The 7,818-nt window shown below is 64.1% G+C and carries 10 protein-coding genes and 1 tRNA gene; 5 read left to right on the top strand and 6 right to left on the bottom strand.

What is annotated here, in order from left to right; all coding sequences use genetic code 11:
- Positions 1 to 159: 159 nt before the first annotated feature.
- Positions 160 to 233, bottom strand: a tRNA-Gly gene (locus tag WEA77_RS02155).
- Positions 234 to 325: 92 nt separating this feature from the next.
- Between WEA77_RS02155 and crcB the strand changes: the two genes are divergently transcribed.
- From crcB to WEA77_RS02140, 3 genes are read left to right on the top strand one after another with little or no spacing between them, the layout of a single operon-like run.
- Positions 326 to 709: a fluoride efflux transporter CrcB gene (gene crcB, locus WEA77_RS02150; RefSeq protein ID WP_368066228.1), complete on the top strand. Its 384-nt coding sequence runs from the start codon at positions 326 to 328 to the stop codon at positions 707 to 709.
- Positions 706 to 1,758 (top strand): RluA family pseudouridine synthase, encoded by a 1,053-nt coding sequence (locus WEA77_RS02145; protein ID WP_368066227.1) that lies wholly within the window; start codon positions 706 to 708, stop codon positions 1,756 to 1,758. The genes crcB and WEA77_RS02145 overlap by 4 nt, the downstream gene beginning before the upstream one ends.
- Positions 1,758 to 2,432, top strand: a complete 675-nt coding sequence (locus WEA77_RS02140) for an HAD-IA family hydrolase (RefSeq protein ID WP_368066226.1) — start codon at positions 1,758 to 1,760, stop codon at positions 2,430 to 2,432. Before WEA77_RS02145 ends, WEA77_RS02140 begins: the two co-directional genes overlap by 1 nt.
- On the opposite strand, the gene WEA77_RS02135 is transcribed toward WEA77_RS02140, so the two are convergent.
- The 5 genes from WEA77_RS02135 to WEA77_RS02115 all read right to left on the bottom strand — a co-directional run bounded on the left by WEA77_RS02135 (position 2,429) and on the right by WEA77_RS02115 (position 5,256).
- On the bottom strand, positions 2,429 to 3,394 hold the full coding sequence (locus WEA77_RS02135; RefSeq protein WP_368066225.1) for an amidohydrolase family protein: 966 nt from the start codon (positions 3,392 to 3,394) through the stop codon (positions 2,429 to 2,431). The two genes, WEA77_RS02140 and WEA77_RS02135, sit on opposite strands and share 4 nt — an antisense overlap.
- On the bottom strand, positions 3,330 to 3,626 hold the full coding sequence (locus WEA77_RS02130) for a hypothetical protein (protein WP_368066224.1): 297 nt from the start codon (positions 3,624 to 3,626) through the stop codon (positions 3,330 to 3,332). Before WEA77_RS02130 ends, WEA77_RS02135 begins: the two co-directional genes overlap by 65 nt.
- 85 nt (positions 3,627 to 3,711) lie before the next feature.
- Positions 3,712 to 4,422: an ATP12 family chaperone protein gene (locus WEA77_RS02125; RefSeq protein ID WP_368066223.1), complete on the bottom strand. Its 711-nt coding sequence runs from the start codon at positions 4,420 to 4,422 to the stop codon at positions 3,712 to 3,714.
- Between the two features lie 38 nt (positions 4,423 to 4,460).
- Complete coding sequence (locus WEA77_RS02120) at positions 4,461 to 4,886, bottom strand: hypothetical protein (protein WP_368066222.1); 426 nt, start codon at positions 4,884 to 4,886, stop codon at positions 4,461 to 4,463.
- Positions 4,887 to 5,070: 184 nt separating this feature from the next.
- Positions 5,071 to 5,256, bottom strand: coding sequence for a hypothetical protein (locus WEA77_RS02115; protein ID WP_368066221.1), 186 nt, complete (start codon positions 5,254 to 5,256; stop codon positions 5,071 to 5,073).
- 175 nt (positions 5,257 to 5,431) lie between these two features.
- On the opposite strand from WEA77_RS02115, the gene WEA77_RS02110 reads away from it, so the two are divergent.
- Entirely contained in the window at positions 5,432 to 5,941 is a 510-nt protein-coding gene (locus WEA77_RS02110; protein WP_368066220.1) for a hypothetical protein, read from the top strand.
- Positions 5,942 to 6,110: 169 nt separating this feature from the next.
- Entirely contained in the window at positions 6,111 to 7,643 is a 1,533-nt protein-coding gene (locus tag WEA77_RS02105; protein ID WP_368066219.1) for an acyl-CoA carboxylase subunit beta, read from the top strand.
- The last annotated feature ends 175 nt before the right edge of the window (positions 7,644 to 7,818 follow it).

The following is a 7,818-nucleotide window of genomic DNA, read 5'->3' as shown; positions in this document are numbered from 1 at the left end:
ATTTCCGTGACAGAATTGCCGTTGATCGCGGCGATGTTCAATGCAGCGGCTGTTCGCGCGAAGTTCTTCGGCGCCGCGGTGGCGGTCATCGAACTGCTCGTGTCCTCCCGCGCGATTGTCTGCGCCGACGATGCCAGCAGCGACCGGACCACCGGAACCTGGAGCGGGTGAGGGGAATCGAACCCCCGTCGTCAGCTTGGGAAGCTGCTGCTCTACCATTGAGCTACACCCGCGTGCACCGCGTATTTGAGCCGGAACGCGTGCTTGCACAAGTCCCGCCATTCCGCACTGGCGCCATCCCTTTGCCCCGTGTAAACGGCCCGCCATGAACAGCTTTCTTCTCGTCGCCGCAGGCGGGGCCATCGGCGCATCCCTGCGCCACGGCGCCGGTCTCCTGAGCGTGCGCCATTTCCCGGCCAACTGGCCCTGGGCCACCTTTTCGGTGAACCTTATCGGCGGCCTCGCGATGGGGCTCGTCGCCGGCTGGTTCGCCTACAAGGCGGCCAAAGGCGGCCATGACCTGCGCCTTTTCCTCGCCACCGGTGTGCTCGGCGGTTTCACCACCTTTTCGGCATTCTCGCTGGAAACCCTGAATATGCTCCGCGGCGGGGAGGCCGGCAAAGCGTTTGCCTATGCTGCCCTGTCGGTCATCCTCAGCGTTGCCGCGCTGGCCTTCGGCCTCTGGCTTGCAAGGCGGGCCTTCGCATGAGCGGCCAGATAATCACCGAAACCGTTTCCTACCAGGAAGCCGGCGCGCGCCTTGATCGCTGGATCAAGCGCCGCGTGCAGCTGACCCAGGGCCAGATCGAGAAGATGCTGCGCACCGGCCAGATCCGCGTCAACGGCGCCCGCGCCAAGGCGAACACCCGCCTTGAAGCCGGCCATGAAGTCCGCCTGCCGATCTTCAGCACAGAGACCATGGCCCCCAAGGCTCACCATACCGCGCGCGCCAGCGCCGACGATAAAGCCTTTCTGGACTCGATCATCATCTACGAGGATGACGACATGATGGCCCTGAACAAGCCCGCCGGCATCGCCGTGCAGGGCGGCTCAGGGCAGGGGCGTCATATCGACGGCCTGCTGATGGGCGTCTATGCCGACGAGGAGCACCGCCCCGTCCTCGTCCACCGCCTGGACAAGGAAACCTCCGGCGTCCTGCTCATTGCCAAGCATCCGCGCGCTGCTCACCAGCTGGCCGACATGTTCAAGGGCCGCGAGATGGACAAGGTCTACTGGGCCATCACGGTCGGTGTGCCCAATCCGCCGATGGGCCAGATCCGCTGCTGGATGATCAAGGGTATTCCGGATGCGGACGAACCCTCGGGCTACCGTCCCTATGATCCGAAATCCACATCGAAGCGGCGGGATGTGGACCGTGAACGGATGATCCGCTCGGCGCAGGGCGTCGAAGGCGCTCGCCATGCCATCACCGACTATACGGTCATCTCGCAGGCGGGCGGCAAGGCGGCCTGGGTTGCGCTCCGCCCCGAAACCGGCCGGATGCACCAGCTACGCTTCCACATGCTGGAAATGAACACGTCGATACTCGGCGACTACAAGTACCAGTCCCGGCGCGAGATCCCGCAAGGACTTGCCGGCGGCATGCACCTGCACGCCCGTGCGCTTGTTATCCCGCGTGAACGCGGCAAGCCCACCGTAATTGTCGCGCCGCTGCCGCCGCACATGATTGAGACTTTCGCCACCCTCGGCTTCCTCGAACAGGAAGCGGGGAAAGACCCGCTGGCGCCTTTCAACTGATGGCGAAGCCGCGCCTTGCCATCTGGGATGTTGACGGCACGCTTGTCGATTCCCGCGCGGTCATCCAGTCCTGCATGGAGGCCGCCTTCCGCCAGACCGGTCTTGCGCCCCCGGACTATGACGCCACCCGCCGCGTCATCGGCATCAGCCTCGTCGAAGCGCTGGCGATCCTTGCACCCCCGGATATTGACCCGGCGCGTCTCGAAATCCTCGTCGATCATTACCGCAATGCCTTCACCGTCCAGCGCGCCGCGCCCGGCCATCACGAGCCCATGTATGATGGCGCCCTCGAAGTGCTTGACTGGCTGAAGCAGGACGGCTGGCGCCTCGCCATCGCCACCGGCAAGACGCACCGGGGACTCGACGGCCTCTTCGCCAAGCACGCCATCAAGTCCTATTTCGACACCGTCTGGTGCGCCGATGACGGCCCCGGCAAGCCGCATCCCTTCATGGTCGAACAGGCGATGCGCGCCCTCGGCTGCGCCCCGGGCCAGTCGCTGATGATCGGCGATGCCATCCACGACATTGCCATGGGCCGCGCCGCTGGCGTGCGCTGCCTCGGCGTCAGCTGGGGTTTTGGCCGTGCAGAAGAACTGGAGGAAGCCGGAGCCGACGAGGTGCATCATGAGTTCCGCACATTGGCGGACAGCCTGCTCGCCTTCGCCCCGGCCTAGTACATCCGGAACAGCGTCTGCGCCGTCTTCCCCGGAACCATCTGCGCATTCTCCGCGCTGGTTGCACCGAACACCGCCTGAATCGCGCCGCGCGTATAGCCGAACGTGCTCTCCTGATGCGGATAGTCCGACGACCACGTCACGCGGCCTGCGCCGATCCGGTGCAGCAGCTCTCGGCCCGCAGGGGCAGTCATGAACGTCGCGTAGCAGTGGTTGTGCCAGTACCAGCTCGGCGGATGTTTCAGCTTCGGCTGAACCTGCGCCGGGAAGTGTGTATAGATCATGTCGGCATCATGGATCATGCTTGCCGTCCAGCAGATGCCCGCCTCTACGAACACCACCTTCAGCCCCGGGAACCGGTCGAAAACACCGGCAAAGTTCAGCATCCCCCAGTTCTGCCGGAAGCCGCCCATCTGTGTCAGGACGAACGTGCCCGTCGCGCCCGGCGCCGCGGTCGGAATATTCTCGCCAATGCGGAAGCAGAGCACAATCCCGCTATCGGCAATCGCTTCCCGCAGCGCGTCCATCTTCGGGTCATTGCAGAGGACCTGCTTGCCGTCGAGGTCCTTGTGCGGATTGATCGCCACCATCAGGCACCGCGCGCCCAGCTCCTTGCAGCGCTGCACCGAGGCGCCCGCCTCGCTCATGTTCCAGTAGTTTGGCGCCATCACTGCAAACAGACGCCCCTGGCCCTTCGCGCACGGCTCGGCAATCGAACCGTTAGACGCGCCAAAAATCTCCGCGCGCATTTCCATGTCGGTCATTATATAGAGCTCGAACAGGCGCTGCGGAAAGATCAGCTCCTTGTCGACACCTTCCGTATCCAGATCTTTCAGTCGCGCCTCGATGCCCGTCAGCCCCGGATGGCATTCCATCGCTTCGCACAGCGCTACAATGTCATGCGGGCGCATCATCGGTTTGCCGCCGATAGTGAAGTGCCAGCCGCCGTCGCTGAATTCCATCCTCGGCGCCTTGTCCTTCAGGTGCGCGGGCAGGTGCGCGGGCAGGTGCGCGGGCAGGTGCGCGGGAAAAACAGTCGATCCAGCAATCGGTTTCGAGCATGTGGCTGTCGGCGGAGATGATCACCGTGCCTGCTGGCCAGTCGCGCGTCTTCGCCGAGGCCGTGCGCTGCGGGGAGACCGGCTGGCCCGCCTGTCCCGGCACTTCCAGAACGAACCGCATATCCCCCGCCATGGCAAACTCCTCCCGTCTGCCTCTGGTCTTTTTGCCAGGATAACCCCTCCGCGTACCCCGCCGACACTATCGCAGCATCAAGACACTACCCTGCAAGCCCGCGGAACCAGCGCCCGAGTGCGCGCGCTTCCTCGCGCTTCGCCTCGATTGCGGCCGCCGACCCTTCATCTTCGCCCCAGCGTGCGGCCTGCCAGGTCTGGTCAAGCACCGACATCTCGAACGCCTCCTCCGCCGCCAGCGCGCCCTCGCATACCCCCATCGCCAGCAGCGCCGAGCCATACAGCGCGCACGCAAAGACCAGCCCGGTCAGCCGAAAATTGTCGAGGCTCAGCGCATAGTCCCGCGCCGCCTCCAGCGAGGCATCTGGCTGCGGCGCCGCGCGAACGCCTTCGGTGGTCACAAGGATCACACCCAGCACATCGCCGGCCCAGTCGCGCACGGGCGCCCAATGGCCTTCCTCCAGCGCAACGAGGTCTTCCGGTTCTTCCGCGACATGGCAGATCAGGTCGGTCTCGCAGAAGCGCGCTACCTCGTCGGCCATCGCGTCGCGGACCTCGGGCGTGCGGTCGATGGCGACATTCGTCAGCCGTGTCAGGTGCAGGTTCAGAAGGTCGATCTGCGCGCCCTGCGCGTCCCATTCGGCGGCAATCGCTTCGGCGAGCCCGCGCGTGGGCAAAGCCATTGCGGCGCGTTCAGGCGTCTTGATGGTGCGTCCGTCCAGCGCGACGGTCCAGCCATCGCCCAGCCGCTCGGCAGCGGCCACCTTGTAGAAACGTTTGGGTCGGGCATCGGTCATCCGCCCCGCTTACGCCGGAGCACGGGCCGCGCCAAGCCTCAGCTTGCGCTGGCTGACAGCGCCAGCAGGTCAACGAGGATGCGGGTTTGTGGGTCGACCAGGGCCAGCGTCTGGCCAAAGCGCACCGTCTGGAGGTCTGGCGCCTTGAGGTCAGTCACCACGATGATGCGGAACTCCGCTGCCACCAGCGGCACGTCCTCGGGAACCTGCATGCCGCGTTCCAGCCGCGGTTCAATCGGCGCGGGCGAGAAGCACATCTTGTAACGCTCCAAGCCTACGGTGCAGGGGTTCTCACCCAAGACGAAGCCCCGGTCGAAGGCGGCAAAGTCAGCTTGTGTGAAGGCCCGCAAGGGCAGGGGCTCCCCGCCCGCTGCCTCAGCGCTGGTCGGCCGTGTGGCCACAAACGCGCCCAGCGCAAACAGCGCCGCGCCGGCAATTGCCATCTCGAATTTCAGGGTTTGCATCGCCTTCGGCGTCCGCGTCTTTCCAGGGTTAATCACGTTGCCCAATACGTGCGCACGGATGCACCTGGCCTGCCTAACGAAGGGTAAACATGCGCCCCGGCCTGCTCCATGCCCATCATGTGCCGCCTGGTTAAGTGCTCAACGGATTACACACATGAAAGTTCCGCAGGGGCGCAGGGTTAAATCATGCCTCGTTGTCCTCGCGCAGCATCTCAAGCTGGTAGAGGTCGACATAGGTCGCGGGTTCATCGGCGGCGGGCGCCGCGCGCACTGTTCCTGCGGGGATATGAGGAGCCAGCGCGCCTTCGGCGATCAGCGCGGCGGCGAGCAGCGAGGCAAAGCAGAAGGGGGTCATCAGGCGGGCGGTCATTGTCCGGTCTCCAATATTGCAAGCAATCACTCACTCACATTTAACTAAGGCAGAAATGTGGCAATGCAAGCAAGCGCTCACAAATTGCGGAGCAGCACGGAATGAACGCTGGCGAAACCGGGAATGAACGCCCGCTTCAGTCCCCGTTTTGCCAGGAGCGATTATTGCTGTTTCCATGATGCAATCCATCAGAACCCTTGGAGCCGCCGTCGTTGCGCTTGCCGCGCCGGCACTCCTCACCCTCCCGGCCGCCGCTGACACACGCAGCGTTGCCAGATTCGAAACGCGTATCAGCGACAGCACGGCGCTGACCCTGGCCATTGGCTCGTCCGGCTATGACAGCCACCGCCGCGATTCGCACGACTGGCGCCGCGGCCTGAACCACTGGGGCCAGACCGAGCGCGAAGCCCGCGCCCTGCACCGCGAGGCCGCGCGGGCCTGTGCCCGGGCCGTCCGCTACGAAGCCCGCCAGCTTGGCTACCGCGGCGTGGACATCGACAACGACCACCGCACCCGCCAGGTCTCCCGTCAGGGCTTTGTCGTCCGCTTTGATGACGTCGAGTTCGAAGGTCGCCGCCGCGATGTCGAAACCTGGGTCACCTGTGAGGTTCGCCAGGGCCGCGTCACAGGCATCGACGGCCTCCCGCGCCCGGCGAAAGGCAAACCGCCCCGCGGCCGCTGGTAACCCGGCGTCAACCCTCCAACGCCAACCGCGCCCCGCACTGCACATCCGGGGCGCTTGTTTGCGCGGCGGCAGGGTCATCTGTCACGCCCTCCCAGCTTGCCATCCCCGTGCGAGCGGGTAATCAGTCTCCCCGGCAGATTTCACACGAGATTCCGAAGGAGCGCCGGGCATGAAGGACGTGATCGAGGCACTGGAAGCCAGGCGCGAGCGGGCGCGGCTGGGCGGCGGCAAGATCCGTATCGACAGCCAGCACGCCAAGGGCAAGCTGACCGCGCGCGAGCGCGTCGCCGTCCTCCTCGATGAAGGCAGCTTCGAAGAATACGACATGTTCGTCGAGCACCGCTGCTCGGACTTCGACATGCAGAACCAGAAGATCCCCGGCGACGGCGTCGTGACCGGGCAGGGCACCATCAATGGCCGCCTCGTCTATGTCTTCTCGAAGGATTTCACCGTATTTGGAGGCTCGCTCAGCCTCGCCCACGCCGCGAAGATCGTGAAGGTCCAGAAGATGGCTGTGCAAAATGGCGCCCCGGTGATCGGCCTGTTCGATGCCGGCGGCGCCCGCATCCAGGAAGGCGTAGACAGCCTTGCGGGGTATGCGGACATTTTCATGGAGAACGTGCTCTCCTCCGGTGTCATCCCGCAGATCTCCGTCATCATGGGCCCCTGCGCCGGCGGCGATGTCTACTCGCCCGCAATGACCGACTTCATCTTCATGGTGAAGGATACGTCCTACATGTACGTGACCGGCCCGGACGTGGTGAAGACGGTTACCAACGAGGAAGTGACCCACGAGACCCTCGGCGGCGCCTCGGTGCATGCCAGGAAATCCGGCGTGGTCGACGGCGCCTTTGAGAACGACATCGAGGCGCTGACGCAGATGCGCCGCCTGATCGATTTCCTGCCCGCCTCCAACCGCGAGCAGCCGCCCCTGCGACCCGTGCATGACGTGTTCGACCGTCAGGAGATGAGCCTCGACACGCTGATCCCGCCGAACCCGAACACCCCTTATGACATGAAGGAGCTGATCACCAAGGTGCTCGATGAGGGCGACTTCTTCGAAATCAGCCCGCAATTCGGCGGCAACATCATCTGCGGCTTTGGCCGCATCGAAGGCTCTACGGTCGGCGTGGTTGCCAACCAGCCGATGACCCTGGCCGGCGTGCTCGACATCGATGCGAGCCGCAAGGCCGCGCGTTTCGTGCGCTTCTGCGACTGTTTCAATATCCCGCTCGTCACCTTCGTGGACGTGCCGGGCTTCATGCCAGGTACCAAGCAGGAATATGGCGGCCTCATCAAGCACGGCGCCAAGCTGCTCTTCGCCTATGCCGAAGCCACCGTGCCTAAAGTGACCGTCATTACACGGAAGGCCTATGGCGGCGCGTATGACGTGATGAGTTCGAAACACCTGCGCGGCGACGTGAACTATGCCTGGCCGACTGCCGAGATCGCCGTGATGGGCGCCAAGGGCGCCGTCGAGATTATTTTCAGAAAAGAAGCTGGCGACCCGGAAAAACTCGCGGCCCGCACCAGGGAATACGAGCAGAACTTCGCCAACCCCTACGTGGCCGCGAAGAAGGGCTATATCGACGACATCATCATGCCCCACAACACCCGCCGCCGAATTTCAAAAGCGCTCCGCACCCTGAAGAACAAAAAGCTCAGCAATCCCTGGAAAAAGCATGATAACATTCCGCTTTAGGACTTTGTCGCGGCAATAATTAGGAACCCATCCTGATCGAAGCCGAAGGATGGGCAGCTGCAGGCTTACTCTTTTTGGCTCATTCTTCGACTTCGATCAGGATGAGGGCCATGGCCAGGGGGCCTTTATGCCCGCATCAGTTCTCCCATCGCTTTCGCGGCTTTTACTGCAAAAG

Origin of the sequence: Hyphomonas sp., assembly GCF_040882205.1 — a bacterium.
Lineage (GTDB): Bacteria > Pseudomonadota > Alphaproteobacteria > Caulobacterales > Hyphomonadaceae > Hyphomonas.
Note: the sequence above shows the minus strand (reverse complement) of the source record. Positions and strands in the feature narration are given on the sequence as shown.